The organism is Vulcanococcus sp. Clear-D1, from assembly GCF_014654725.1.
Classification (GTDB): Bacteria; Cyanobacteriota; Cyanobacteriia; order PCC-6307; family Cyanobiaceae; genus Vulcanococcus.
In genome coordinates, this window is the sequence record NZ_JACVZV010000017.1 from 28,432 (window position 1) to 54,430 (window position 25,999).

Here is a 25,999-nt window from a genome sequence, read left to right on the forward strand (position 1 = left end):
CTGCCAGCCCATGACCGACGCCGTCGCCGAAGCCCCTTCTCTGTTTGAGCAGGCCCTGCAGCGCTACCAGGAAGGTGCGCCGCTGCCCGAGGTGATCGACAGCTTCCTCACGATCACCCAACAGGAGCCGCGACTCTCAGCGGGTTGGACCTGCCTGGCCTGGCTGCAGCTGCTCGACAACCAGCCCCAAGCCGCCCTGCGCTCGGCCCGCAACGCCGTGAAGCTCAACCCCCAGGACCCCCAGGCCCGCATCAATCTCAGCCTGGCGATGCTGGAAACCAACGCCAAAGGCGTGCGCGAGCACATCGAATGGGTGCTGCGCGTGCGTGCGATGGCACCGGAGCTGGCTGAAGAGCTGGATGGCTCGATGGCCGATGGCCTGGCCCGCCGCCCCGACTGGCAGGCCCTGCAGAAGGTGCAGGCTTGGCTCAAGGGTTGACCCCGCACGCGCGTGATGCCCGGCCGATCCTGCTGTTGAGCAACGGCCATGGCGAAGACCTCAGCGGGGCCCTGATCGGCCAGGCCCTGCAGCAACGCGGACTAGCAGTGGAAGCCCTGCCCCTGGTGGGCCACGGCCGCGCCTACAGCCAGGCGGGAATCTTGGTGCGCGGGCGCACCCGTGAATACAGCACCGGTGGGCTGGGCTACACCAGCTTCCTGGGCCGCCTCACCGAAGTGGTGCAGGGGCAGATCCTTTATCTGATCAGCCGGCTACTGCTGCTGCTGCGCATCGCCCGCCGCTACCGGCTGATCCTGGTGGTGGGCGATGTGATCCCCGTGCTGGCGGCCTGGCTGAGCGGCCGGCCCACAGCCACCTACCTGGTGGCCTACTCCAGCCACTACGAAGGCAAGCTGCGGCTGCCCTGGCCCTGCACACCCTGTTTGCGCCAGCGCCGCACCGTGGCGATTTACAGCCGTGATGCGCTCACCGCCGCCGACCTCACCGGCCAGCTGCAGCGGCCGGTGCATTTCCTCGGCAATCCCTTCTTCGATGGTGCCCTCAGCCCCAGCGAACCGCTGCAAGGCGCACCTCAGCAGCGGCTTGGGCTGCTGCCGGGCAGCCGTCTGCCGGAGGCGCTCCATAACCTCGAGCTGATGCTGCGGGTGCTGGAGCGGCTGCCAGAACCGCTGCGGCCAGCCCAACGGCTGGGGCTGCACGCGGCCCTGGTGGGCAAGCTGACGCCGCAGGAAGTCGCGCCGCTAGCCAGCCGTTTGGGTTGGAAGCTGCAGCTGGAAGGCGAAGAACGCTGCTGCCTGCAGCGGGGGCCGCTCCTGCTGCAGCTGGAGTGGGGGCGCTTTGCCGCGGTGGTGCAGCAGTGCGACCTGCTGCTCTCGATGACCGGCACGGCCGCCGAGCAGTGCGTGGGGCTGGGCAAACCCGTGCTGCAGCTGGTGGGTGATGGCCCCCAATTCACCGAGAACTTCGCGGAAGCCCAGCGCCGGCTGTTGGGGCCAGGGGTGTTCTGCGCCGATGCTCAGCCAGGCAGTGATGCACAACTCGATGCCACGGCTGCTCTGCTGGAGCAACTGCTGGAGCGGCTGCTCCACGATTCAGCCTGGCGCGCCGCGCTGCAACAACTCGGCAGCGAACGCATCGGCAGCGGGGGTGGGGCCGCCAGGATGGCCGCCGATCTGAACTCCCACCTGGATGGCTGAACCCAGCGCCAGCAGCATCTCCCTCGGCCAGCGGCTCAAGGGCTGGATCGACACGCTGCTGGTGGTGGATGTGTTCGTGGTGATCGCCGGGGCGATCTGGTTTGGCGTGGCGGTGCTGTGCCACAGCCGCGGCATCGAAACACCGCTGGATTGGTTTCAGCGGCTGTGGGAGCCGCTGTTCACCCCGGCGATCGGCCTGCTGATGGGGGCCGCCATCTTGAGCGGTGTGCTGGGCTGGGCGATCAACTGGTGGCAGAAGCGAGTGCAGCGCTGAGCTCGCCGTAGCGGAACGCAAACCCCTGCTCTTGCAGGCGCTTGGGCAGCACCTTCTGGCCTTCCAGCACCACCTTGGCGCCATCGCCGAGCAGCAGCTGCAGCAGGGGCCCCGGCACCGGCAACAGGCTGGGGCGCCCAAGGCAACGGCCCAGAGCGGCGGCGAAGGCGGCCATGTTGCAGGGCTGCGGCGCCACAGCGTTGTACACACCGCTGTAAGCGGGATCCACGAGCGCGGTGCTGATCAGCTGGCAGAGATCCGAGCGGGAGATCCAGCTCATCCACTGCTGACCGTCGCCGATCGGGCCACCGAAGCCCATGCGGAACACCGGTAGCATCTTGCCGAGGGCACCGCCATCGCCGCCCAGCACGATGCCAATGCGCAGGATCACCACGCGGCAGAGCGCTTCAGCGGCATGGGCTTCCTGCTCCCATGCCACACACAGCCGGCCGAGCACATCCGTGCCGGCTGGGCTGGTTTCGATGAACTCCTGGCTGGCGCTGGTGCCGTAGTAGCCGATGGCGGAGCCATTGATCAGAACACCGGGGCGCTGCCCCTCCGGCAGAGCGGCCATGGCAGCCACCAGGGCGCGGGTGGTGTCGATCCGGCTGCTGTTGAGCAACTGCAGATGCTGGGGCGTCCAACGCTTCTCGGCAATCGGCTCGCCGGCGAGATTCACCACCGCCTCGGCCTGGGCGAGGGCCTGCTGCAGGGCGGGCTGCTGCCAGCTGGCGGGGTTGGCAGGATCGGCCTGGAGCCGCTGCAGCTGCGGGTGCTGCAGGCCCAGCAATGGCTGTGGCGCACGGCTCACCAGCGTGAGGCTGTGGCCGGCCTCCAGCAATCCAGGCACCAGGGCGCGGCCCACAAAGCCGCTGCAGCCCACCAACACAATCCGCACGCGCTCAACTCCAGCTCACCGGCCAACGCTAGGGATGGCTGCTGCCCACCAGGCCGAGGCGCCGCGCCACAGGATTGAGCAGCGAGCCCTGCAGCACCAGCCCGAGCAGCACCACCGCCAGCGCAAAAGCAGGCATGGCGTCCCCCCAGGGCACATCGGAGGCGGCGGCCTGGAGAGCGATGGCCACCGGCACCGCACCGCGCAAGCCCGCCAGCGCCGTGAACTGGCAATCGGCCCGACTGAAGCCCGAACGCAGCAGCAGCAGGGTTACCACCAACCAGCGCACCAGCAACAGCACCATCAGCAAAAACAGCGCCGTGGGCAGCAGCTCCACCACATCGGTGGGTTGCACCACCAGGCCGAGGCAGAGAAACAGCATCAGTTCCGCCAACTTGGCGAAGCCGGCCTGGCTGGCCTCAAGCTGCTCCTGATCCACCTCATCGCTATTCCCGAGCACCAGGCCCATCACATAGGCGGCCAGTAGAGGGCTGGCTCCCACCAGGCTGCTGCCGCCCGCCACCAGCATCAGGGCCGCCAGGGCCATCACCGTCACCTGGCTGAGGTTGAGGGGATGGCGGCGGCGGCCCAGCAGCAGCTCGGCCGCTTTGCCCCCGAGAAACCCCACAAAAGCACCCAACAGAAACTGCCGCACCACCTCCACGAGCAGGGGAGCAATGGCGGTGTCTTGGCTGTGGGGCAGCGCAATGGCCAGACCGGCCAGCACCACCGCGATGGGGTCGTTAAAGCCCGATTCGCACTCCAGCAGATCGAGCAGCCGCTGAGGCAGGCGCTGCCGCAACGGCCTGAGCAGGCTGAGCACGGCGGAGGCATCGGTGCTGCAGAACATGGCCCCCACGAAGAGGGCACCAGCCACCCCCAGGGCGTGATGCCGCCAGGGGAGGTGCTGCGTCACCACCACAACAACCGCCAGGGCAGCGGCGGTGAGCAGGGAACCGAGGGTGGCCAAGCGCATCGATGGCACCAGCACCTGGCGCATCTGCTGCCAGTTGGCCGCCAGCCCCCCAAAGAACAGCACCAACACCAACGCCACCTGGGCCAGCTGATCGGCTTGAGCCAGGTTGAGCAGCGCCGCCGGCTGATCGGGCCCGGCATTGATGTTGTTGTCGATCAGCAAACCGAGCACCAACACCAGCAGGATGCCGGGCATGCGGATCTGGGAGGCGATGTCGTCGAGAAACAACGCCAGCAGCAGCAGGCCACCGAAGAGCACCAGCAGCAGAGCCAGGCTGGGGGGCACAAAACCAGGAGCGAGGAGCGGGCTCTAGCCTGCCTGGCAGCACGCAACAGCGCCATGGCTGAAACGCCCGCGGCCACACCCGAGGCCGCCGCCAAGAGCACCATCAAAAAGGGCAGCCTGGTGCGGGTGAACCGCAGCGCCTACGCCAACAGCCTTGAGGCCCAAGCCAGCGACACCGTGGCGCCCGATTACATCTTTGAAGGTCCTGCCGAAGTGCTGGTGATCAAGGGCGATTACGCCCAACTGCGCTTCCGGCGCCCTGTGCCCGATGTGTGGCTACGGGCTGATCAACTGGAGAGCTTCTAAATCTCCAAGCGCCGCCGCTCCTCGTGCAGACGGGTTCGGCGCTGTTTGGCTTCCCGCAGCATCTCGCGGCCATCGCGCAGGTAGCTGTCCACATAGCCCATGGTGTAGCGCTCGAGTTCAGTAAGCGCGTCCTGCACTTGGGAGAGGCAGTGATACACGCTGAGGCTGAAGCCCATGGCTGACGCGGGAGCCGCCATGGAGCGATACAGCACGTCCACCTTCTCCATGCGGGCCTGGCTCTGCTCGAGGAACGAGCAGAAGGCTTCCATTAACTGATCGTCATAGGGATCAGCGGAGAGGGCGCGCAGCTGCGCCGGGAAGGGGTTGATCACCTGGGCCAGCAGCCGATCGATCGGGCCATACACCTGCTGCAACCAGGCGAGCAGCTCGGCATCGCCGCGGGCGGCCTGGGCCGTGGCCTTGCGAGCAGCGCGCCCAACGGCAGCCGAACGAGCTGACCCTGCAGCCGAAGGGGGATGCGCCCGATCGTGAGCCGCGCGCCGCTCGGCGTCGCCGAGCACTTCCCACGCTGCATTGAGCTCCAGGATCCGATGCTCATCGCCACCGGCATCAGGGTGGTGCTGCTTCACCAGGGCGCGATAGGCGGCCTTGATCTCCGCCGCCGAGGCGGAGGGAGCCACGCCAAGAACCTGGTACGGGTCGCGAGCAGGGGAGGACCTGGGCAAAGGCAAACAGGAAGGGGTCCCATCCTCTCCTTGCGAGCGGCCGGCACAAGAACCCAGCAGCAGCGAGGGCCATGCGCACAAGCTGCGCAAAGCCGATGCCTGCCTTACATCATGAACGGCTTCGTAGATGGGGAAATCCAGATCCACACCATGGAGGCAAGCTCCAAAAGCAAAGCAAGAATCAACAAGCGATAAATCCATTGCCGAGCCGAAGGCCCAAGCGCGACCGCAGCGCCAAATCGACCACCAACAGCGCTCCCAAGCATCAAGGGAAAGGCCGAAGGCCAGTCAATCTCGCCACCCACAATAAAAACAGCAAGGGAAATCAGCGTGGCTCCACCAACGAGAACCACCTTGACCGCATTCGCCTGCTTGAGTGAAAGCCCGCCAATCAGAACGAGGCTGATCAGCAAATAAGTGCCGGCATCCAAGACAATTAGCCCGGTCCAGAGGCCAACTCCCGCCATAGCAACCTGCAACCGTGCGGAAGGGAAGATTAGATCCGTAAGATCGGCACCATCGTGCAACCAACGCTGAGGCTTGAACAACAGCAGCAACAAAGCAAGCGCGACGGCAACGTGAACAAGAAGCCGGATCTGGCCCATCGGCAATGCCGACGCGAGCCCAGCACCTAACAAGGCAGACAGCAAAAAGGCCGGCAATAAGCGCAGGACAAATGACCAGGGAATGGCGCGACGACGCTGAAAACTCCAAAAAGCCGTTGCCATACCCACCAAGACAGGAAGGCGATTAGTGCCGTTCGCAAGAGCTGGAGGCAAACCCAAAGCCAACAAAACCGGCAGCGTGATGGCTGAACCGCTGGAAGCAGCTGCATTGAGAAATCCACAACAAACACCAGCAATCAGCAGATACATCCAGTGGTACATAACGCTGGCCAAGAGCACACAGCTTGCCATGAACACCGATCAACCGCAATCTCAGCTAAGTTGGCAAATACCAAAGCACATCAGACCTGAAGCACAAGCGAAAACATGAGCATTCAAAATGTCTTGCGTATGGGGCATCCCATCCTTCAACAGCTCGCTCGCCCCGTCAGAGACGCCAGCGCACCCGAGATCCAGCAACTGATCCACGATCTCCGCGACACCATGCGCGCGCACCATGGCGCAGGACTAGCAGCACCACAGATTGGGCAGTCCGTGCAGGTGGTGATCTACGGAACAGGTGCTCCCAACCCTCGCTATCCCGAGGCGCCGACTATCGCCGAAACGATCCTGATGAATCCAAGTCTTGAACCCATCGGAACGGAGACAGAAAGCGGCTGGGAAGGATGCCTCAGCGTTCCAGGATTGAGGGGCGAAGTGAGGCGCTGGAAGCGGCTACGCATTCAGGCACTGGATAGCAGGGGCCAAGAGCTTGAGCGGGTTCTGGAGGGATTTGAAGCTCGAGTGGTTCAACATGAATGCGATCACCTCAACGGGATTCTCTTTCCCCAGAAACTGACGTCTAACCAACGCTTTGGCTACATTGAAGAACTGATCACATCAGGCCAGATCCCAGCGGTACCCGGGTGAGAATGTTCGACTTCAGCAAACGCCGCATCCACACCGATCACCAGCACACACCGTGGTACGAGCTGTGGCGACAACCCTTGGCCGCGATGATCCGCATGCCGTGGTGGCTGTTCTTCGCCACGATGGTGGGAATCTACTTAAGCGAAATCGCAATTTTCGGACTGATTTTGGGACTCGATTCCAAACACATCATCGGCGATCCACCAATGGGAATCCCAAAACCATTCGCGTTTGCCGTCGAAGCCTTCTTAGCCAATGGGTTTAACGGACTCGCACCAGACTCACAATTCACCTATGTGGTTGCCGTGCTTGACCTCATCAGTGGGCTCATCACACTATCAACCCTAACGGCCGTCGTTTTCTCAAGACTGAGCAGCAACGAAACGCCGCTCATCTTCAGCCGACATATTTGCATCAGCAGCCTTGACAGCGGTCATTTATTCTGCCGATTTGCCACAACAGACAGAAGTCAGTGGCTGAACGTGACCTATACACTATCGCTGATTTTTGACGATGAGCCAGAGCCAGGCCTGTGGCAACGACGCATTGTTCCACTGACAACTCTCAACACCGGCACACCTCAACTGAGCCAAACAGCCACACTCACCCACAACCTGGACGAGAGCAGCCCAATTAAGCGAATGGGGATCGACGGACTCTTGCAACGCAACGCCGTCATCATGCCACTCGTGGAAGGCGTTGATGAGACGACAGGCTCGGGACTAGTGCAGACACATCTTTATTCAGCGAAGGACATCATGCTCGGCTACCGCTATGGCGACCTAGTGAGCACCGACAAAAAGGGACAGCGGCGGGTCAACATACAGAAGCTCAATAATATCGTTCCCTACGCTACATAATCACGATAGCCGTCACGCGGCCCTCAAGAACGAGAAGCGCACAAAGGAACAACTAACCCGCCTTGAAGAGCGATGGCCTGATCCTCGTCCATCCAAATGGAGGTCGTGAACCAAGTCCGCATCTCGGGCACTCATAGGCCGTGACAACGGCTAGTGTGAAACCAAAGACTGCAGGCGATGGAATCCCAACATCACCATCCGCTTTGGACGCGGACACTCCATGCCTGCAATGGAGCCCTGCTGATTGGCATGGCGAGCAGTGGTTTGCAGATCTACAACGCCAATCCCGTTTTCGGCGGTCGCGCAGGAGAACCCATACCCAGTCTGTTCACCCTCGGGGGATGGCTGGCGGGCGGTCGTTGGTGGCACTTCGGGTTAATGGGCGTGTTTGCGTTCGTTCTGGGCAGCTGGCTGCTGCTGCTCATGCAGTGGCGCAGACAGAGACTGGGTCGTGGTGGAGATCTAGAAACACTCAGCGCTAGCGCCAATGCCAAAAAGCGAAACTATGCGATTCACAAGATCCTCTACACGTTGATGTTGGTGGTCCTGTCGTTGGCACTGCTCACCGGGCTGGCGATGTATAAACCCGCCACGCTGTGGTGGCTGTCGGGTTGGTTTGGGAGCTGGCAGCAGCTACGCGTTCTGCACTTTGCGACCGTTCCGGTTATGGGAGTGCTCGTGTTGGGTCACGTGCTGCTGTCGTTGAAACTCGGCGGCCTGCGCCTGTTGAGAACAATCAGCTGGTAAACACTGATGAAACGGCGAAGCTTGCTGCAATCAGCCCTTGGGACGGGTGGGCTTTTAAGCCTCGGCGGTTGTGCCCTCAATCCGCTGGGCCAAGAGGTGGCTCAACTCACCCGGCCCCTGAACGAGCGCATCGAAGCGTGGATGCAGGCAACGACTCCTGTTCCTGAATTCAAACGGAACCAGGTGGAGCCTGCGGCCCTGCTGGTGAATAGCTTCAACGGTATCCCAGAGATCAATCTAGACAACTTTTCACTCACCGTGGATGGATTGGTGCAACAACCGCAGCAATTGGGTCTGAGCACACTCGGCCAGCTCCCCCAGCAGGAGATCGTGATCCGGCACGTGTGCGTGGAAGGCTGGGCAGCCATCGTGGCCTGGGGAGGTGTGCGACTAGCGGATGTACTCAGGCTGGCAGAAGTCTCACCGCTGGCGGGATATGTGGCCTTCGAATCAGCCGATGGATACTTCGAAACATGGGATCTGCGTACGGCGCTCCACCCCCAGACGTTGCTAGCGACTCAGATGAATGGTGCACCCTTACCTGTGGCCAATGGTGCACCACTACGGCTGACCTCCCCGCTGAAACTCGGCTACAAACTGAGCAAGTGGATCACCGCCATCCACGTGCTTGACACCCTGAATCCTCACCGGCTCGGCACATGGGAAGATCAAGGGTATGAGTGGTATGCAGGATTATGAAAGACTTGACTACTTCAGACCAGTAAATTCAAACAGAATCAAGAGTGAACTACAACCAGGCTCGAGCCAAAATAAGCCAAGCCCCCGGCAGCACTGGGATCGCACTCGCTTTAGCCACGACCGGTCTCGAGGCTCTCCAGCCCCTAGCCCTGGTGCTCGCCTATCAACTGGGCTCCACGCGATTAGTGAATGGGCACAACCCAATTAACTTCTGCAATGGCCTACTGTTCGGCAACGCTTTCAGCTTGGCAGCACTATTGCTGGCAAGGCGCTGCCAGAGGCAGCAAAACAAACCACACAGAGAGCAGAATACTGCGTGGAACTGGACACTGGCAGCCAGATCCCTGCTCCCAATTGGATTTAACGCGCTGCTAGAAGTAGCGCTAGTGATCGCCTTTTCTCGGATTAATGCCATCCAGGTGACCCTCACCGTGGCCTGCACGGCTATCGCATTAATGGCCTGGGACTGCCTTGATCAACGCAAAGCACCGAAGATTGTCCCAACGATAGGAGCAGTTCTTGTAGCACTGTCCGCATGGATTGCGCTGGGGCCAGAAAAAGACACCTCCGCAGGCATAGGACTCAGCTCGATGGGAGCCAATCTGATACCCAATACAACAGTTGGCAATGGCTTACTCCTGGCCCTCATCCTTGGCCTGAGCGTGCTCTATTTCAAATGTTCAGAGCCCGTGACACGGGAAGCCGACATTTTTTCCTACGCCATCTGGCAGACCGGCGTACAAACAGTTGTTTTCTTGATTTGGGCGACGACGACGTTTGGCTTTGCCCATCTCTATGATCTACGATCTTCTCTCCTGTGGCAAGCAATGCTGGTCTACGGAGGCGTGATCTCCACAGCGTACACATTAGTGGAGGCGGCTGCACTAGCCAAAGCAGGCGGAACACTCGTGGCCCTCTGCGAGGGCTTTCTACCCTTTGCGAGCGGATTGCTCGCGTGGCTTTTGTTAAGAGAGCAACTAACCCTGAATCTTGTCGTCAGCTGCCTGATTGCGGCGGCCGGCATTGGCCTGATTGAGGCCCAAAAGCTAAGTAGCCGAGATCAGGCCGTAATCAGCACTCCACCAAACTAACCATTTTTCTGAATGAACCAGGTCAGTTGCCACGCCGAAATACGTTCCCACTGATCAACCAACACAACCGAAGACAACCAGCGGAAACAGCTGTAGCTTCCAGGACATCTAGAGACCGATCCATGGGCCTGCTGCTGTTGAAAGGGCTGGTGGCCGGGCTCGCCGCTGGCACCGTTGCCACCTTTGGGATCCTCACCCTCCTACCTGCCTCACCCCAAGCGAATGCCTTGGAGCGCGCACAAGCCGGCCTGCGCCAGACCACATCCGGAGCAGGCCTTGGAGGGCTGGCAGGCCTGCTGTGGGGCGCAGCCGAACAGCGCCGTCGCCGCCGCAACCCCTGGCAGGGATGGCGACGCTTTGTAGTGCAGCGCAAGCACCGAGAGAGCGCCGAGATCACATCGTTTGAGCTGCGCCCCGTGGACGGGGGGCCTTTACCTCGCTTTCTGGCAGGCCAATTTCTCACGCTTGAACTGCAGATCCCCGGACAGGCCAAGCCAGTACTCCGCACCTACTCGCTGTCCGACTATCCCGGTAGCGATGCCCCCCCCGATCACTACCGCATCTCAGTGAAGCGCGAACCGGCTCCAAAGGGGCTCGACGTACCTCCCGGCCTTGCCTCCACATACCTGCATGATCAGGTGGAGGAAGGCACAAACCTCAACATTCGCCCGCCGGCGGGCAACTTCGTGCTCGACAGCGACAGCACCGAGGCCATCGTGCTGGTGAGCAATGGCGTGGGGATTACCCCGATGCTCGCGATGCTCAAAGCCGCCCTGAAGCTCTGCCCGCAACGGCCCATCTGGTTTGTGCATGGCTGCCGGAACAGTGACTATCACGCCTTTCAGAGCGATGTGGAAGCGCTGGCGGGTGCACACCCCAGCCTGCACCTACACGTGGCCTATAGCCGGCCAAGGCCAGACGATGAAGGGCATTACCAAAGCCAGGGCTATGTGGATGGCGCGCTGCTGCAACAGCTGATCCAGGGGCCAGCCGCCTACTACCTCTGCGGTTCACCTGCCTTTATGGACAGCCTGGTGATGGCGCTGCAACAAGCCGGAATAGAGCCGGAGGCGATTCGGTTCGAACGATTCAGCCAGGCTCCCCGTGCGACGCCAACGACAACAGCTACGCCTGTGAACTCCTGTGAAGTGCAGTTCTGCCGCAGCGACCGCAGGGTCACCTGGGATGGGAGCAATCCGGAACAGAGCCTGCTGGAGCTGGCCGAGGCGAACGGTGTAAGGCCTCCATCGGCCTGCAGAGCCGGCGTGTGCGGCACCTGCACCACTCGCGTGCGAAGCGGCAAGGTCGACTACCTAGCGGATCCAACTGCGGTGGTGCCACCAGGATCAGCTTTGATCTGCATCGCCCGCCCGGCCAGCGACACGCTGGAATTAGATCAGTGACGAATGGAGCAGAACACGTTGACCCCGTGTTCTGCATCGCCAATCCTGGGTGCATGCCTCCCGACGGTCGCAATGCAAGGCGTTGATTGGTTAACAATCGTGCATCCCGCGTTAGCGGTGGTGTTGATCTATCCATTAATTGGCATGGTGGTGCGGCTGGGTGTCCTGGCACGCCAACGACGTCTCGGCGATCACAAAATCGCTGTCACCAGCGGGAGTGAACACACCGATCTGGGCCGTTGGCTCTCTGCGGGTGTGGTGATCATCGTGCTGATCGCACTGGTGGCGGCAATCGTGACCCATCAACCGCTGAGTGCCTTCACTGGTGGTGTGCCCAGAGGTCTGCTTTTGCTGTTGGTGCTGCTGGGCACCATCGTTTCCCTGGCAGCTCTGTGGCACGCCACCAGCAAAGCCATGCGTTTGCTATTTGCTTTGCTGACATGGGTAGGTGTGATCAGCCTGGGAGCTCAGCCGGAGGTATGGAGGCTGAGTGACAACCCCCTCGATCCACAGTTCTGGCAGTCGCACTACTGGGCAGGAGTAGCGGTCACTGGCCTAATGCTGTTTTCACTGGGGGCACGGCCAGAGATTCTGCGGCAGTTGCGCTGGCGCCGAGTCCATGTGGCCGCAAATCTGCTCGCTGCAGTGTTATTCACCATTCAAGGCATCACCGGCACCCGTGATCTGCTGGAGATCCCGCTTGGCTGGCAGAAACCCACGCTCTATCAATGTGATTGGTCAGCCATGACATGCCCGCCGCTAGCCACAAAGGCGGCGCCTTGAGAAGCGGAGTCGGCTACCTTGCGCTGTTCATCCTGTTGCGCGGCAGTGACACCACGTTGCTCAAACTGCTACAGCGTGCCGGAGAAGCCACTCATGCGGCCGGTGGGCCTGAAGCGATCAGCTTCTGCAACGTCTTTTTCTTCTCAAGCTTGATCACAGGGCTAGCGCTTCTGCTGATTGATCGGGAGGGGGTGCAACGTCAGCTACCGTCGCTTAATCCAGAGGATCGCTGGTTACTCGCGCTGCAGAGCTTCAGCGGCTTTTTTCTGGGCCCCATGTGTTTTTATTTGGCGCTGGATCGGCTCAGCGTGGTGGAACAGACCCTGTTGTTCAGCCTCACGGTACCCACCACATCTTTATTAGCTCGTGCACTCATTAGGGAAGCATTGCCCCGCAGCTTTGCCCTGACCTGCGCCATGATCTCCTGCGGGTTGCTGCTAGCCAACCACACAAAGTTGGGAATGAAGATGGTTGTTCCTGTCGACTTTCGCGGTGTGCTGTGGGCGCTATTGGGTGTGATGGCGTTCGGTATCAGCGCCGTGATCAATCGTCTTGCAGTCAGGCGAGGGTTAGGGATTGGTTTCACGGTAGGGATCAACAGCCTGGCGGCCGCCGCCGCATTCGCTGTGATTGCACTTGTGCTGTTTGGCCCCAGCCATTTTTTATATCTCAAAAGCTGGTGGGTACTGGGAGTGATCGGCGGCTATGCGCTGATCATCACTCTGGGTAGCCAATGGAGCCTGATGAAGAGCTACGTGCAGCTACCTGTGGCCAGGGTGAGCGTTTGGGCATCGCTCACCATCGTGATCGCTCTAGTGGAAGCCCGTCTGCTGCTGGAAGAGAAGCTCAGTGGGTTATCGCTGGTGGGAGCTGCGCTGATCCTGGTCGCGGTCGGACTGAATACATTGGCGTCAACCTCAGACAACCAGGCTGACAGGCTCCAAAGGGCCATCTAGGGTTCTGAGGTCAAGTTTGACGAGCCGAACGATCCATGTTCAAGGCAACCGCGATTCTCGCTCTGAGCCTCGGAGCTGTCGCCACTGTGCCAAGCGTCAGCGCTGTGACGCCACCGACGCAACAACTCATCGCTGCGGCCCAGAGCAAATCCATCGCCTTTCAGAAGGCTGAAGCACCGGTTACCGGAAGCTTCACAGTGAAGCAACAGGATGGCAAAACCAATCTGGTGTTCAGCAAAGACTTCAGCACGAATCCTCAGGCACCTGCCTTGCAGGTCGTGCTGCTGAAGTCGGCTACACCGCTGAAGAGCCTGAAGGCTCCCCACTACCCTCTCGGCGCCGGCACCTACACGCAAGTTGCGCCGCTGAAGAGCGCCAAAGGCGCACAGACATACACACTCCCCGCTGGAGTTGACTTGAAAGCCTTCGGGTCGGTGCTGATCTGGTGCAAGGTGGCGAACGCCACGATGGCCTGGGCACCGTTGAAGTGAGCTGGAATGGGGCCCTCTGGGCCTCACCCTCTCTAAACCATGAAGATCTCATCACGAGTCGCTCTGACAATCCTGATCACGCTCTGCAGTGCGTGGAACCAGTGCGCTCAGGCTTCAACGCCATTTGACGCGATTACCACACCACTGGAACCGGCAGCTTTGCCTGTTCCCAGCGAACCGCCGGCTGATCGGAGGTTGTTGATCAATGGAGCGCCTCTCACCGCTCCATTGGGTGGGGCCGTGAGCCGAACACTATACAAACAGCAAGTGGGAACGGAGGAGCGAGTGGTGGAAATCACCACCCGCCAAGCTGGCTATCGGGGGCCTATCCATTACCATCCGCGTTCAGTAACAAGCTGCCTTCTGGAAGGGTCAGTCACGCGCTACATCGATGGGCAACAACCGCAACGGCTTGTAGCAGGTAACTGTTTCACTATGCCTGCCAACACCCGTGTAGCGGTGGTGGCAGGACCCAATGGATACAGCATGCTCGACGTGTTTGTGAAGGATCCATCAGCTCCGATCTGGTTACCACTGGAGTCGTCGAGTCAATTTGACCACGTCCATTGACACGCTTCGGTGAGGCTAAGCAGATTCTGCCGGGCTCGCTTCTGGTGCTCTGGCAAATCAGCTTTCAACTCCTTTACGGGCTGCTGGACGATGCGATCGCAGCAGATCTACACCTGCCACTTATGGAGCAGGCGTGGCTTGGCCTCACATTCTTGGTGCCTTATGCCGCGATGCAATGGCGAGCTGGTCAACTGATCGATCGCTGGAGTGCACAACGGGTACTTGGCTTGGCGGCCCTGGGGTGTGCTGTAGGCGCAGGGCTCTTTGCATCTGCCACCACGCACGAAATGGTATTCGCTGGGCGATTGCTCACGGGTGCTTCAGCTGCCTTTGCGTTTCCATCAGTAGCGCAACTGCTGAGGTTTAGTTGTAGCGGCCGTCAATTCGGTTTGGCTATGGCCATACTGGAAAGCTGCATCGGCTTTGGTTCAGCGGCCGCCGCGATGTTTCTGCTCTGGGCACCCGACTTGTCGTGGCGCACCGTCAGCATGGTGGAAGCTCTGCTGGCGCTGATCTTGGCGACTTGGATGGCAAGGGGTTGTTATCAGGCTTGGCGTAAAGACGTGTCGATGGTGCACCTAGAAACAGAAGGACAACAGAAGCAGAAACTACTGGTGCAGTGGTCGGTGGTGTGGGCTGCATCGGGTGTGTATGCGTGGGAGGCAGGCATGGTGTTTGCATTCGGAGGGTTCTGGAGCCTCTGGCTGGAGCGTCAGCAACTGTTGACGATGCGGGAGGTGACGCAGAGCAGCCTGTTGCTGTTCCTAGCCGTCGGTGCAGGAACAGTCTTCTTCGGGATACTATCGAGAGGCCGACATTTTCGCTGTTGGTTGATGCTGATTGGCACAACAACAGGCGGAATGGTCTTGCTGAGCCTTCTGCGGTTGCCTGTGGCTGAACAAGGCCAGTTTCATCTCCCTGCGTTGGTGATCTTCGGCTTGAGCACAGCAGTGGGTGGCCTTGCCTTCGGAGAAGCTGGGCTAGCAGTTGCTCCAGGAAGAGTTGCTCAGGTGGTTGGGCTGGTCAACGGGATTGGTTGTTTAACGGGGGGGCATCTTTCAAGTGCTGCCGACAAGCCTGATGCTTCGATCTGGAATCGAAGCGAACGTCATGATGTGGTTTGGGCTGCTGGCGTTGATTGGGTGGCTATCAGCCATCGTCTTATGGAATCAGCGCTTAGGTTCATAGACTTGACAATTTGGCCATACACTTACCACTCAAACACCAACACAAACTGGACTCAGAGTGGTGACAACCTGGAGCCAGCTCGAGGAAATGGAACGACCATCAGGATGAGAATCACACGGTCTGTCGGACATCGAGAGGTGGATTACTGGAACTCGTGATACCTGCGCCGTCGAAGGGTGCTGGGCTACATCAAAGGGACGCTATTACTCATCCTTCCCAAACTGGCAAAGGGATCAACGGCAGGGGCAGCATCACGACGCAAGCCAAAAGGCTGTGCAGAGCAACCTTGCGGACGGCGCGCCATTTAAACCTGGCCGGAGCCTTCCCATTGATACCGAACAACTTCATGCTTAGCCAGATACTGTTAGCGAGATTGCAGTTAACAAGATGAGCAAGCAAGAGAGCGGCTGGCCATCGATCGAGCGCCGCCGCGAGATGGCGAATATAGTTGGCATCTCGCAAATCATTCCCGGAGCCAACTAGATATGACAATTGACCATCTCAGTTTCGGAACACTCGATTTGAGTGCCACACGCCGCTTCTACGAAGACCAGCTGGGGTTCCCCGTGCTGATCCATGAGTACCTAAAAATGGAGGAAGGCGGCTGGGTTGATCACATCTTCTTTGATTGTGGCGGTGGATGCGCCTTGGCATTCATGCAGTGGCATGATGTTCCTGGCGTTCCAGATCTATTTGATCCCAGCATTAATCGAGGACTCGGTGTGCCCAACGGCACTTATCATTTCGCCTTACGTTGCGCGAATCAGGTAGAGCTGGCAGAACGCCGTCAGGAACTGATGGAGAGAGGTGTCGTTGTAGGCCCGCTTATCAGCCTCAATCCGTATCAGTCCTTTTTCCTTGAAGATCCAGTCAATGGTCTGCGGATGGAATACACCACGCGGTTACGCGTTCCCAATGCGACAGATCGCGATCCCGGCAAGCGTCAGTTCCCAGCTAACTTGGCACTGTTCGAGCTAGCAGCTCAGCCGAACGAGGGAGAGCAAATGAAATGAGGGTATTTCGAATTCTGGCCTCGATGGAGGCAACTAGATGTGATTGGATTTCCGGTACAAAAAGTCTGTAATCGCAAGGATTCTAACAAGACCATCCAGGCAGATCGGCACAGCGATCCTGAGTGAATCAAACCAGATGTCTTGATCTTATGAGTTGAGGCTAACCACTGTGTTGGTCCGGCATGCTTCGACGACTGCCTGTGCAATCCTCAATGCTTCGACGGCACTCTTCACGTCAGCAACTTTAGACGACTGACCGCTGGCGACACATCCCAGAAAATCTGCCAGTTGCTCACGCAGAGCACCAAACACACGTCCGTTGATGGATGGCCACAAGCTGAGATCTGGGCTCTGAAGCTGCTGATTCGTCCAAACTTGAAGTGGGGACTGCAACCCGTTGATTCGAGCACTTCGTTGTGTCCCAACAACGGCAAGTTCAGCATCAATGCAACCAGACCAATGGTCACTTATCACATTGACAGGGGAGTGATCCGGGACATACCAGCTGCTCTCCAGTTGCGCCACACATCCATTGGCGAGCTTGAGCATCGCAAGACAACCGTTAGGAGAAAGATGGCTGCCCTGGCGATAATCCATAGCCATGACTGAAATCACCTGACTCCCGCTAAACCAAAGCAACAAGTCAATGTCATGAATCAGGGTACGGTGGACGGTATGAATTCGGTCAGCTATACCCTGGAACGACCGACGGCTGCAATTACGTTGACCACGAAATGACACCAGGTCTCCAAATAGACCGGCTTCAATTTGGCTGTACAGCCAACGGTGAGAAGCTTCATAACGAAGAATCATGCCCACTTGCAGGAGCACACCATGACTCACTGCCAACTGTTGCAGTTCACGCCCTTCTTCCCACGTGGACGCCAAGGGCTTCTCCACAAATAAATGCCTGCCGCGCTCCAGGGCAGCCATGGCTTGGGAGACATGTTGTTCATCTGGCGTGGCCAGAATGATGGCATCCAGACTGTCGTCATCAATCAGTGCCAATGCATCTCGATAACACGACTCGATGCCGTGGCATGTGGCGATGCGATCCAGCAGCTCACGATCTGGATCCGCCACTGCGGCTAACTCAACACCGGGAAGTCGGCCAACACCGCTGCGTGAAGTTGGCCGAACTTGCCAACACCGGCCAGTCCCACTCGAAGTGATTCAGTTTTGGTTGAAGACGTATTCATACAAGGGTCGAACGAACAGGCATCACAGACTGACCCAACTGCTCGACGGACGGTAGTTCACCAGATAGCTGGAGCTGCTGTCGCCCCCGAACAGAATGTGCAATTCTCCATCAGCAGGCCGTGAACCAAGGCTGATGCGGGCGGCCCGCCCTCCAACTCTCTATGCCCGAGGAGGTGAGCGCGGAATCACTGCATTCTCAAACCAAATAGCATCACAGAGCCCATGCCAGCCATCAGCAGATTCTCAGCAAAACTCACCACACCGAGTGGGGTTTTGGAATTGCCGCCCACACAAGCGCAGTTCAGCGCCAGGTGATCGATGAACACCGCCTTGCCCACAGACACCATGCCCATGACGCCGAGCAGCAGGGCAACACCTCCCACCAGCTGCGACGCGGCGGCCACCTGTGGTTGGACCAAGATGCCCAGCCCGACAAGCAGCTCGATGCCGGGATACAACAGACCCCAGGCACCCCAGCGCTGGCTAAGCAAGTCGTATTTGCGGAAGCTGGCAGCGAATGCATCCACATCCATCAGCTTGAGCATGGCGAGCAGGCAGATGGCGATTCCCATGAAGCCACCAACACCTACCTCCAGAGTCAGCGCCATCAGCGCGGCCGTGAGAAACACGGCTACCACAGGCCCATACGACACATCGGCAGACTCAGGCTTCACCCCAAGCCGGAACGCTAGATCGCTATAGCCGCCAATCCGCTCATCCCCAGCAAACACCTGTGGAGTGGTGGCTACGCCATGGTCGGCCTTGAAAGCTTCCACGGCTTGCTCGCTGGTGAGACGGTGGTCTTCGTAGGGGATCTGGCGCTCCTGCAACAGCCGTACAGCACGTAAACCCCATGGACATGGGTGATCCGGTAGATCCATGCGGTAAAGGCGGACGCCTTTAAGAATCGGAGCAGCCATGAAGAACACCGAAGCGGACGATGGGTTCAGTGTGCCGAGTCCAATCAACTGGAGGCTCACGCAGAGGGAGTGGTGTAATGCCGCGGAGCCCCACGCGTAGCTGGGGTTGTGCGCAGGTAAGGCAGCCCACTTTGCGAGTGGCGTCGCTCGCGGATGTGAGCACAACCGGGAAGGTGATCCCTGGGCTGAAACACAAAGACATAAAGCTGCTGTTTCGACATCGCGGGTGCACTCATTCAACAGGCCGTAACCGCAGCAAGCATTAATTCTTTCTGTGCCTACAAGCTCTGTGCTGAAGCATAGATATCGTGCAATGAGAAACGCCATCATGAACATGTCCGCCAAGCCCTGGTCAAAAGCTCAAGCCGCTAACAACAAGAAATTCAAGGCAAAGCTTGACAGGCTGACCAACTACTTAGTGGAGGGCGATTGGCATAGCAGTTACAACTCCGCAACCTATGCCGACGGCGATACTGTTACAAGCTTTTTCAAAGGCAAAGACATCCTGCCATTGGAGACGCTTAGCTTCTCCCTCCTCCAAGATGGCTCCGTCGAGTTGCGACGCCAGTATGTGGATGGAGACGGCAGCATCGATACCGAAAACTACGTTGTTGGTATCCAGCCTTTTCAGAACTCTTTTTATGTTCTCGGTCTTGACGACAACGATGTTGGATTTGGGCATATTAGCAGGCGATCCGGAGTCATAAACCTAACCATCACTGAGCAAGCCGAAGCTAGCGACGAAGGGTTCATTGGGGTCACTCAGTACACGAATCTTTCGGGCTTCTAGGATTCAGTGCAATCTTGGATTTTGAATCAGATATTGAACTGATCTGTCGGCAGACTCCATTTGCAAGAAGTTGCCATGTCCATCGCGTAAGAATTCGCGGCGACTGCTACCCAGATCTCCAGTCAAACCAAGCAGTGGTCAGGTACGACTCTGTGATGAATCAAAGAACACGCTTGTATCCCAAACACCCATGACTAATACACAGGCCTGGTTGACACTACTCCTCGCCATTACAGCAGAAGTGACAGGCACTGCGCTGCTGAAGCTTTCAGATGGGTTGTCGCGCCCCGGGCCAACGGCCCTTCTACTGGCAGCCTATGCCTGCGCCATCGCGCTGGTCGCTCGGGTGGTCACCGTGATCCCACTTGGAATCACCTACGCGCTATGGAGTGGAATCGGCACGCTTGCCGTTGTGGCGATTGGCACGCTGGCTTATCGACAAGTCTTAAACATGAACCAACTGATCGGCGTAGCGCTCATTGTCGTAGGCGTTGTTATCGTAAACCTAGGGGGCGAGCATCTGAACTGAACACTCAAGCCTGCCTCAGGCTGCCATAGTCAACACCATCGAACACAAAATAGTCTGCATCCATATGCCCGGCTGGAGAGACGTTTAGAAAGGCCAGATCAGCAACACCATCGTTGAGTAAGCAATGAACCTGACCGGGCTTAACTCCATAGGAATCACCAGCCTTAAGACGCTGATGCCGCCAGCCCTCAGCGCAGATCAGCCCATCCGCGAGGTCAGCCGTGTGAAGTAGCCCCTGCCCCTCAAGAACCACAAAGAAGTCAAATCCGTTCTTGTGATAATGAGGAAGCTGCAACCCATTCTGGCCGCCAGCAATGACGACCAGGTTCATTCGGGTATCCAGATGGGATTGAATCGTCTTGAAAGACACCTCGGCATGAATCTCCACGGTGTCTCGTTGAAAACCCTGCCTAGCCTTGATCTCGTGCTCGATGTTGAGGATCTTCACATCCATAACGCACCTTGCAAGCTGTAAATAGTGGTTCACGCCCTAGCATAGGTAAAGACAAGAGCACGGCAGGTCATTGATCCGATGCAAATGCATGAGCAGTGGGTCGAGGTGGGTGGCTACAAGGTTTGGAGCAAACGGATTGGGCAAGCGAGTGCATCCGGTCGATGGCCTGTTGTGTTGCTCCATGGAGGGCCAGGCGTTCCGAGTGATTATCTGGAACCCCTCGAGCGCCTGGCAGAGAGTGGGCGTGAAGTGATTCTGTACGACCAACTTGGCTGTGGTCGATCTGATCATCCAGATGATCCCGCTCTGCTGCAAGTGAATCGTTTTGTGGAGGAGCTAGCCTCACTGCGCAAGGCGCTGAGCCTGGAAACGATTCACCTCTATGGCCAATCCTGGGGCGGAATGCTGGCACTGGAGGTGGCGTTATCAGATGCTCAGGGCGTGAACAGCCTGATCCTGTCCAACGCTCCGAGCAGCATGCCGCTATGGGTCGAAGAAACAGCCCGTCTACGCCAGGAGTTACCGGTGGAGGTGCGCATACGTCTGGATCAACACGAGAACGCCAACACAACCGACAGCGAGGAATACCAAGAAGCCATGATGGTGTTCTATCGACGTCATGTCTGCCGCCTGGATCAATGGCCAGACTGCCTGATGCGCTCCTTCAGCTCCATGGAAGCTGATCCAAGGGTGTATCGCGCCATGTGCGGCAAGAGTGAATTCAATGTGACAGGCTCGCTGCGAGACTGGGATCGATCTGATCGCTTACATCTGATCCAGCAGCCAACGCTGGTGATCAGCGGGCAATACGATGAAGCCACTCCCAAAGTGGCTGGCGCCCTGCATCAGGGGATTGCCCACTCAGAATGGGAGCTCATGGCAGATTGCTCGCATCTCTGCCATCTCGAGCAAACTGAGCGCTATCTCGAGCGAGTGAACACCTTTCTGGACAAGGTTGAATCAAACCAGCCAGCACCCTGTTGAAACATCCAGTGGTAGGCCCCTGGCAATTGGGAGCTCGGCTACCTCGATCGACGCTCAAAGAATCAATATGCACATCGAAGCCTGTCACTCGAGCCATGTAGTGGGTATGCATGGGGCGTGAGCTCAGTGGAAGCGATACCAGGCTGACCTTGAACAGCTCACTCCTCCGTGTCAACCAGCGTTGAGGCCGATCGTGCCCCAGTTTCGCCCCACACCTGGAAGCCTGACCTCAAGGCGCCTAGAAGAGCGACCTGGGTGCATTCCGAGTCGATTAGCCGTCTCGGGGGATATCGCCAACACACAGCTTTCGGCCGTGATCCTGGATCCGCAAGGGGCTCAGGAACGTCGGATACGACACGTGCAGGAGCTGGATCCACTCATTCAGTCAGGCCGACCACTATGGGTGCGCGTGAATGGCCTCGGGCAGCCACGGTTAATCAGAGAACTGTTTGAGTTGTGCAACATCCCCGGCATCTTTCTTGATCTCGTACTGGAGACGCCCCAGGCTCCACGGCTGGATTCTTTCGCCGATGTCGTTGCCCTCGTGATGCACCGGCTGCACTTCGAGAATAACAATCTGCGTCTCGCCAGTGATCAGGTGAGCATGCTGCTCATCAACGGGATCCTGATCACCATTGAGGAAGTTGAGACACCAGAAGGATTTAGCGCCCTGACGGACTGGCTCGTGCATGAACACCCGAACACAGCAGACGAGGATCTGGATGATCTGCTGCATTACATGGTGGATACCTTGCTAGATGGTATTTTCCCGATGCTGGAGCAGGTCGCTAATCGCCTTGACAGCCTTGAGGAAGCCGCTCTCAGAGCACCCACTCCACGGGTGATCGGGAAAACCTATGCCTTGCGCGGAACCCTGCGCAGGATTCGCCAGCAATTATGGCCACTGAAACACCAGACGCTGCTCTTCCTCAGACAGAATCAGCCACTCATAGGCCCCAAAAGCTTAAATGGGTTCCATGAAATCGCCCAGACTATTGAGCAGGTCTTTGAAAGCTGTGAATTACTACGACACCAATGCGACGCGGTGACAGCTGCTCACATGGCCAGCACAGGCAATCGCATGAATCAAATCATGAAGACACTAACAATCATTTCAGCGATATTTGCGCCATTGACATTCATTGCAGGCATTTACGGAATGAATTTCAACGACATGCCGGAACTTCAATGGCACTACGGATATTTCGCCTGCTTGATTGTGATGACGCTCGTTGCTTCAGTGCAAAGCTGGTTCCTATGGAAGCGTGGGTGGTTCGAAGACTGGACGACGTCTCGGAGCTAAGCACACCTCACAATCACGAGCCACCCTTATTCAGGGCACGCAAGCTGCGCTTGGCCCTGAGCGTTCAACCTGGCAAGAGCTGCCGCGATCGCGTCCTCCAGCATCTCGCCACGCAACATTGCGACTGCCAATGAGGTGGCAATTTGGCCAGCCATGCCACGGACCGCAGCGGTATTGAGCTCTGCGCTGGCACCATGGACTTGCAGGAGGGCGCGGGCCGTAAGTTCTCCGATGTCTTTCAGAAAATCCTGATGCGTCATCAGGACGTCGACCACAACATTATCAATCTCAATGTGATCTTTCAGAGATTCTGGAAGTGTAGGCAGTTTGTGCACCACACGGTAGGGCCCTGGACACTCTTCAGGATTCTCGTAGAGCAACTCCAGGCTGGCCTCGTGAAGGCTCATTGAACTGTAACAGCGCTGTGCGATCGTAGAGCAGCTCAGATATCGCTGGCATGCAAGACACTCAGGTGTTTATCCAGGGGATTGCCAGCGGTGCTCCAGCAGCGCGCTTGTCCCAGAAAGAGGCAGCTGCCTTCATGGCTCATCTCGACGGCCTGGAGAAAACCCATGACCGCATCGAAACCATCTTTGAGCACACCCGGATTCAAGAGCGACATCTGGCCTACTCGCTGCTGGAACCTGGAGCAGCATCGTTTCTACGGAAGCACGGAACGCTAGAAACGCGCATGGCGATGTATGAGAGCCATGCCCTTCCACTGGCCGAACGGGTTAGCCAAGCAGCCTTAGAGAATGCAGGCTGCACAACGGACGAGATTGATCTGGTTGTGTTTGTATCCAGCACGGGTTTCCTGGCCCCGGGCATTGATGCTCACTTAATCAAACAGCTAGGGCTGAAGCTTGATACGGCACGACATCCTGTGCTGTTCATGGGATGTGCTGCCGCACTGGTTGGCCTGCGGATCGCCAGTGATCACGTGAAGGCCCATCCTGGCCACGGAGCTTTAGTGGTATGCCTCGAGCTGAGCTCGCTGAATGCCTCATTGGAGGATGATCTCAATGATGTCATTATCCACAGCATATTCGGTGATGGTTGTGCGGCGGTCGTGTTGAGATCCGTCAACGAACCCAGTAGTATTCCAAGTGGACGAGCCATTCTCCGAGAACAGAGAAGTGTGCTCACACCAGGAACAGAGGATGGCATTGTGCTCGGCCTCCGAGACAACGGCATTACCTGCACACTCTCTAGGCACCTACCTGAAATGATCAGTACGGCCCTTCCAGACATCACCGATCAACATCTAGCAAAAGCCAATCTGGAGCGGAGCGATATTGCGATCTGGGCAGTGCATCCTGGTGGCACGCGAATCCTGAACTCAGTACAGGAGTGCTTATCCCTATCTGAAGCCCAGCTCAAGCACTCGTGGGACGTGCTTTCGGAGTACGGCAACATGCTGAGCTGCGCCGTCTTGTTCGTTCTTGAGCGCCATCTTTATGCATGCCGCCACAACAACAGCCATGACACTATTGAGCTAACAGAGCACACTGACAAGCTGAAAGCCAGCCGAGGAAAAAATGGACTGGCATTTTCGTTCTCACCTGGCATTGGCGTGGAGATGCTGCATTTTGAAATCAGCGCCTGAAGCTCATTTAGAGACTGTGCAGACGCGTGAGCCTGGTGTCAGGCTCACGCGATGGCCCGCAGCCACCGCTTACCTGAGCGGCGTGGTGGTTGTGAATGTGGGCTTCAGTCACCATCCTGAATTGGACTGGCTGTGGTCGGTGCTGGTGGGGGGAGTGCTTGCACTGCGGGATGGAGCTCAGCGCAGCTGGGGCCATGCGGTGTTGCTCTGGATGATGGCTGGAGCTGGGCTCTCCTTCTGGCTCGGGAACCCAGCTGTGGCCCTTGCCAGCGTGTGCGCCTTCCTGATCAGCGAATCGGTGGACTGGCTTGTATACACCACCACCCAGCGCCCCTTCGCCGAGCGCGTGTGGCGCTCAGTCCTACTCAGCTCACCGGTTGATACCGCTGTATTTCTACATCTGGCTCACCTCTGGAGCTGGGATCTGTTTGCCATCGGTAGCGGCAGCAAGATCCTGGCTGGCGCCCTGATCAGTCTGTCGTTACGGAAGCAATCGCTGTCTCAACAATGAACATCGCGATCACAGGCGCTTCGGTGATCACTGCAGGCATGCACAGGCGCCGGGAGGTCTGGCAGCAGATGTGCATCGATGAACTGCTTCCTGCGCTCACCATTGAGGCAGACGTGGTCTGCCAGCTGGCATTACTCAGCCGTGGGGAAACGGCCATTCTCAGCCGGCAACAGCAACTGGGGCTCGCAGCTGCTGAGCTCGCATGGCAAGAAGCGGGGCTGCCGCCGGAACGGCAAGCGCTGCGCGGTGAGCAACATGCCCCCCTGAACCAGCCGTGGCGGCGTGAGGCTGGCGTGGTGAGTGCCAGTGCTCTCGGTGATTTGAGCAGCCTGCTGGTTGAACAGCAAACACCAGGATCACGGCCACGCCCCACCAGCCTGAGTCGGTGGCGGGGCAATGCGTTAGGCGCCGCGTTGGCCGTGCGTTTTGGGCTTCAAGGGGATCAATTCAATCTCAATGCAGCCAGCAGTAGTGGTGCTCAGGCCATTGCTTTGGCCGCAAGGTTGATCGAGGCCCGCATTCTCCAGGTAGCCGTGGTGGTGGGTGCAGAACCTGCTCTGCCCTCGTTATTGCTCGAAGCCAACCGACGATCCGGTGCCATGGCAACCAACGGCTCGTCTCAGCCACTTCGGGCTGATCGCAGCGGAATGGTGCCACGGGAAGCGGCCGCTGCACTGGTGTTGGAGCATCCCGAACACGCCAGCAGGAGGGGAGCCACACCACTCGCCGAACTGCATGGGTGTACGTCAGGCTGCGAGGCTCATCACCTGGTGGCCCCCCTTCCTGGCCAGGCTTTGAGCCATGCCTTATTGGAACAGCTCCTGTCAGGAGCCGATCGAAAGCAAACACCGATTGATTGGCTGTGTCTGCATGCGACCGGGACGCCCAGGTTTGACCAGGAAGAAATCGCGTTCGTGAACCAAGCCTTTCCAACGCTGCCCTGGATCAGCGCCTTCAAGCGGAGCCTGGGTCACAGCCTTGGGGCGGCGGGGGTCGTGGAGGCTGCTCTGATCGTGGAGGGCCTGCATCGAGGCGAAGTGCCTCCGTGGCCGAAGGTGATCGATCCCACCTTCGGCCTCAACCAACCGGAGAATTATCCAGCTCTGGCACCTCAGAATGCTTTGCAATTGGCATCAGGCATGGGAGGCGTCGTGGTGATGAACCACTTCAGAGCAGTCCCGTAATCTCAACAAAAGACTGATACGGAGCCGCTTGCTCACGGCTTCTACGGAACTAGGGAGGCTCTGGAAAACCGAAGCGATTCACGGGACAATTACCCTCTGTGATC

General features: G+C 58.5%; 30 protein-coding genes. 22 read left to right on the forward strand and 8 right to left on the reverse strand.

What is annotated here, in order from left to right:
• Positions 1 to 10: 10 nt before the first annotated feature.
• The 3 genes from H9532_RS06700 to H9532_RS06710 are packed head-to-tail and all read left to right on the forward strand — an operon-like array spanning position 11 to position 1,930.
• Entirely contained in the window at positions 11 to 439 is a 429-nt protein-coding gene (locus tag H9532_RS06700; protein WP_296366772.1) for a hypothetical protein, read from the forward strand.
• Complete coding sequence (locus tag H9532_RS06705; protein ID WP_296366774.1) at positions 436 to 1,656, forward strand: lipid-A-disaccharide synthase-related protein; 1,221 nt, start codon at positions 436 to 438, stop codon at positions 1,654 to 1,656. Before H9532_RS06700 ends, H9532_RS06705 begins: the two co-directional genes overlap by 4 nt.
• A complete protein-coding gene (locus H9532_RS06710) occupies positions 1,649 to 1,930 on the forward strand; it encodes a hypothetical protein (protein ID WP_296366776.1) in 282 nt (93 codons plus the stop codon). The genes H9532_RS06705 and H9532_RS06710 overlap by 8 nt, the downstream gene beginning before the upstream one ends.
• Here the strand turns inward: H9532_RS06710 and H9532_RS06715 are convergent.
• Both H9532_RS06715 and H9532_RS06720 read right to left on the reverse strand, forming a co-directional pair.
• Complete coding sequence (locus H9532_RS06715) at positions 1,899 to 2,828, reverse strand: TIGR01777 family oxidoreductase (RefSeq protein WP_296366778.1); 930 nt, start codon at positions 2,826 to 2,828, stop codon at positions 1,899 to 1,901. The two genes, H9532_RS06710 and H9532_RS06715, sit on opposite strands and share 32 nt — an antisense overlap.
• A 28-nt stretch (positions 2,829 to 2,856) precedes the next feature.
• Positions 2,857 to 4,086: a cation:proton antiporter gene (locus tag H9532_RS06720; RefSeq protein ID WP_296366779.1), complete on the reverse strand. Its 1,230-nt coding sequence runs from the start codon at positions 4,084 to 4,086 to the stop codon at positions 2,857 to 2,859.
• Between the two features lie 54 nt (positions 4,087 to 4,140).
• On the opposite strand from H9532_RS06720, the gene H9532_RS06725 reads away from it, so the two are divergent.
• On the forward strand, positions 4,141 to 4,392 hold the full coding sequence (locus tag H9532_RS06725) for an NAD(P)H-quinone oxidoreductase subunit O (protein WP_296366781.1): 252 nt from the start codon (positions 4,141 to 4,143) through the stop codon (positions 4,390 to 4,392).
• On the opposite strand, the gene H9532_RS06730 is transcribed toward H9532_RS06725, so the two are convergent.
• Positions 4,389 to 5,078, reverse strand: a complete 690-nt coding sequence (locus tag H9532_RS06730; RefSeq protein WP_296366784.1) for a J domain-containing protein — start codon at positions 5,076 to 5,078, stop codon at positions 4,389 to 4,391. The genes H9532_RS06725 and H9532_RS06730 overlap by 4 nt on opposite strands.
• 104 nt (positions 5,079 to 5,182) lie before the next feature.
• A complete protein-coding gene (locus H9532_RS06735; RefSeq protein WP_296366786.1) occupies positions 5,183 to 5,995 on the reverse strand; it encodes a sulfite exporter TauE/SafE family protein in 813 nt (270 codons plus the stop codon).
• Between the two features lie 75 nt (positions 5,996 to 6,070).
• Between H9532_RS06735 and def the strand changes: the two genes are divergently transcribed.
• From def to H9532_RS06790, 11 genes are all read left to right on the forward strand, one after another.
• On the forward strand, positions 6,071 to 6,613 hold the full coding sequence (gene def, locus H9532_RS06740; RefSeq protein ID WP_296366788.1) for a peptide deformylase: 543 nt from the start codon (positions 6,071 to 6,073) through the stop codon (positions 6,611 to 6,613).
• A gap of 2 nt (positions 6,614 to 6,615) precedes the next feature.
• The gene (locus H9532_RS06745) at positions 6,616 to 7,473 is read left to right on the forward strand and encodes a hypothetical protein (protein ID WP_296366790.1); all 858 of its coding nucleotides are present in this window, start codon (positions 6,616 to 6,618) and stop codon (positions 7,471 to 7,473) included.
• Positions 7,474 to 7,650: 177 nt separating this feature from the next.
• On the forward strand, positions 7,651 to 8,220 hold the full coding sequence (locus H9532_RS06750; RefSeq protein ID WP_296366792.1) for a cytochrome b/b6 domain-containing protein: 570 nt from the start codon (positions 7,651 to 7,653) through the stop codon (positions 8,218 to 8,220).
• A gap of 21 nt (positions 8,221 to 8,241) precedes the next feature.
• Entirely contained in the window at positions 8,242 to 8,919 is a 678-nt protein-coding gene (locus H9532_RS06755; protein WP_296366795.1) for a molybdopterin-dependent oxidoreductase, read from the forward strand.
• A 44-nt stretch (positions 8,920 to 8,963) separates the two neighbouring features.
• Entirely contained in the window at positions 8,964 to 10,010 is a 1,047-nt protein-coding gene (locus H9532_RS06760) for a DMT family transporter (protein WP_296366799.1), read from the forward strand.
• A 122-nt stretch (positions 10,011 to 10,132) separates the two neighbouring features.
• Positions 10,133 to 11,413, forward strand: a complete 1,281-nt coding sequence (locus H9532_RS06765) for a 2Fe-2S iron-sulfur cluster-binding protein (RefSeq protein ID WP_296366802.1) — start codon at positions 10,133 to 10,135, stop codon at positions 11,411 to 11,413.
• 72 nt (positions 11,414 to 11,485) lie between these two features.
• Complete coding sequence (locus H9532_RS06770; protein ID WP_296366804.1) at positions 11,486 to 12,196, forward strand: DUF4079 domain-containing protein; 711 nt, start codon at positions 11,486 to 11,488, stop codon at positions 12,194 to 12,196.
• Positions 12,163 to 13,152 carry a DMT family transporter gene (locus H9532_RS06775; protein ID WP_296366807.1) on the forward strand — a complete coding sequence of 330 codons (990 nt, stop codon included), beginning with the start codon at positions 12,163 to 12,165 and terminating at the stop codon, positions 13,150 to 13,152. Before H9532_RS06770 ends, H9532_RS06775 begins: the two co-directional genes overlap by 34 nt.
• A 35-nt stretch (positions 13,153 to 13,187) precedes the next feature.
• Positions 13,188 to 13,643 carry a DM13 domain-containing protein gene (locus H9532_RS06780; RefSeq protein ID WP_296366808.1) on the forward strand — a complete coding sequence of 152 codons (456 nt, stop codon included), beginning with the start codon at positions 13,188 to 13,190 and terminating at the stop codon, positions 13,641 to 13,643.
• Positions 13,644 to 14,209: 566 nt separating this feature from the next.
• Complete coding sequence (locus H9532_RS06785; RefSeq protein WP_296366810.1) at positions 14,210 to 15,559, forward strand: MFS transporter; 1,350 nt, start codon at positions 14,210 to 14,212, stop codon at positions 15,557 to 15,559.
• Positions 15,560 to 15,886: 327 nt separating this feature from the next.
• Positions 15,887 to 16,414 carry a VOC family protein gene (locus H9532_RS06790; protein ID WP_296366812.1) on the forward strand — a complete coding sequence of 176 codons (528 nt, stop codon included), beginning with the start codon at positions 15,887 to 15,889 and terminating at the stop codon, positions 16,412 to 16,414.
• Positions 16,415 to 16,561: 147 nt separating this feature from the next.
• Here H9532_RS06790 and H9532_RS06795 read toward each other — a convergent pair whose 3' ends face one another.
• A complete protein-coding gene (locus H9532_RS06795) occupies positions 16,562 to 17,587 on the reverse strand; it encodes a Gfo/Idh/MocA family oxidoreductase (protein ID WP_296366838.1) in 1,026 nt (341 codons plus the stop codon).
• Between the two features lie 212 nt (positions 17,588 to 17,799).
• Positions 17,800 to 18,534, reverse strand: a complete 735-nt coding sequence (locus tag H9532_RS06800; RefSeq protein ID WP_296366814.1) for a glutaredoxin — start codon at positions 18,532 to 18,534, stop codon at positions 17,800 to 17,802.
• A gap of 334 nt (positions 18,535 to 18,868) precedes the next feature.
• Between H9532_RS06800 and H9532_RS06805 the strand changes: the two genes are divergently transcribed.
• Together H9532_RS06805 and H9532_RS06810 are read left to right on the forward strand one after the other, a co-directional pair.
• Positions 18,869 to 19,324: a hypothetical protein gene (locus tag H9532_RS06805; RefSeq protein ID WP_296366816.1), complete on the forward strand. Its 456-nt coding sequence runs from the start codon at positions 18,869 to 18,871 to the stop codon at positions 19,322 to 19,324.
• 190 nt (positions 19,325 to 19,514) lie between these two features.
• Positions 19,515 to 19,853: a multidrug efflux SMR transporter gene (locus H9532_RS06810; RefSeq protein ID WP_296366817.1), complete on the forward strand. Its 339-nt coding sequence runs from the start codon at positions 19,515 to 19,517 to the stop codon at positions 19,851 to 19,853.
• A gap of 4 nt (positions 19,854 to 19,857) precedes the next feature.
• Here the strand turns inward: H9532_RS06810 and H9532_RS06815 are convergent, their stop codons facing one another.
• On the reverse strand, positions 19,858 to 20,307 hold the full coding sequence (locus H9532_RS06815; protein ID WP_296366819.1) for a cupin domain-containing protein: 450 nt from the start codon (positions 20,305 to 20,307) through the stop codon (positions 19,858 to 19,860).
• A gap of 105 nt (positions 20,308 to 20,412) precedes the next feature.
• Between H9532_RS06815 and H9532_RS06820 the strand changes: the two genes are divergently transcribed.
• Together H9532_RS06820 and corA are read left to right on the forward strand one after the other, a co-directional pair.
• On the forward strand, positions 20,413 to 21,291 hold the full coding sequence (locus H9532_RS06820) for a proline iminopeptidase-family hydrolase (RefSeq protein ID WP_296366820.1): 879 nt from the start codon (positions 20,413 to 20,415) through the stop codon (positions 21,289 to 21,291).
• A 313-nt stretch (positions 21,292 to 21,604) separates the two neighbouring features.
• Positions 21,605 to 22,594 carry a magnesium/cobalt transporter CorA gene (corA, locus tag H9532_RS06825; protein WP_296366822.1) on the forward strand — a complete coding sequence of 330 codons (990 nt, stop codon included), beginning with the start codon at positions 21,605 to 21,607 and terminating at the stop codon, positions 22,592 to 22,594.
• Between the two features lie 26 nt (positions 22,595 to 22,620).
• On the opposite strand, the gene H9532_RS06830 is transcribed toward corA, so the two are convergent.
• Complete coding sequence (locus H9532_RS06830) at positions 22,621 to 23,001, reverse strand: hypothetical protein (RefSeq protein ID WP_296366824.1); 381 nt, start codon at positions 22,999 to 23,001, stop codon at positions 22,621 to 22,623.
• 50 nt (positions 23,002 to 23,051) lie between these two features.
• Here H9532_RS06830 and H9532_RS06835 point away from each other — a divergent pair, with 50 nt between their 5' ends.
• The 3 genes from H9532_RS06835 to H9532_RS06845 all read left to right on the forward strand — a co-directional run bounded on the left by H9532_RS06835 (position 23,052) and on the right by H9532_RS06845 (position 25,895).
• On the forward strand, positions 23,052 to 24,200 hold the full coding sequence (locus H9532_RS06835) for a naringenin-chalcone synthase (RefSeq protein ID WP_296366826.1): 1,149 nt from the start codon (positions 23,052 to 23,054) through the stop codon (positions 24,198 to 24,200).
• 82 nt (positions 24,201 to 24,282) lie between these two features.
• Positions 24,283 to 24,711 (forward strand): VUT family protein, encoded by a 429-nt coding sequence (locus tag H9532_RS06840; protein ID WP_296366828.1) that lies wholly within the window; start codon positions 24,283 to 24,285, stop codon positions 24,709 to 24,711.
• Positions 24,712 to 24,749: 38 nt separating this feature from the next.
• Entirely contained in the window at positions 24,750 to 25,895 is a 1,146-nt protein-coding gene (locus H9532_RS06845) for a beta-ketoacyl synthase N-terminal-like domain-containing protein (protein ID WP_296366830.1), read from the forward strand.
• Positions 25,896 to 25,999 lie beyond the last annotated feature (104 nt).